1 protein-coding gene is annotated in these 691 nt (G+C 51.5%); it reads right to left on the reverse strand.

Annotation, left to right across the window (positions count from 1 at the left end; all coding sequences use genetic code 11):
- A partial coding sequence (locus tag H8711_RS13870; RefSeq protein WP_249283909.1) for a recombinase family protein occupies nucleotides 1–691 on the reverse strand: 691 nt, incomplete at both ends.

A 691-nucleotide genomic window follows, 5' to 3' on the forward strand; every position in this document is an offset into this window, starting at 1 on the left:
GTAGCATTGCCTGTGCGGACGCCGACCTGATACTTCTGAAACTCCGGATTGGGCGCGTTCATTGCATCAAGCCGGTCTGCAATCGCAGGAAGGGACAGCCCTTCAATCTTCCATTGGAAAATCTTCCGGACAATCGGTGCGGTTTCCTCATCGAAGACCATATTGCTGTGTTCTTCATCCCAGCGATAACCATACGGGAGATTGCGCTTCTTGAACTCTCCGCTTTCCATCTGTGCCTTGAGCGCGGTAGAAACCTTGCGGGAGATGTCCTTCGAGTAGAGGGTGTTGATCATGTTTTGTAGAGGGATGATGAGACTTTCGCCGGAGCCGTCCGCATCAAAGTTATCGTAGTTTTCCTTGATGGCGATAAACCGAAGCCCGATCTGCGGAAAGACCCGTTCCAGATAGGTTCCTGCCTCGATGTAGTCACGCCCGAACCGGCTGAGATCACGAACCACAAGGCACTTGATCCTGCCGGTGCGGATGTCGTTCATCAGACGGTTGAACTCCGGTCTGTCAAAAACCGTACCCGTTCGTCCGTTATCCACATAGGTATCTATCAGATTCAGGTAGGGACGCTCTGCAATGTAGGACTTGCAAATCTCAATCTGATTTGCGATGACATCCACCTTTTCGGACTTGCCGCTGTTTTCAACGGAAAGACGGGCATAGATGGCTGTTGAGAAGACCT

Source organism: Ligaoa zhengdingensis, from assembly GCF_014384885.1.
Lineage (GTDB): Bacteria > Bacillota > Clostridia > Oscillospirales > Ruminococcaceae > Ligaoa > Ligaoa zhengdingensis.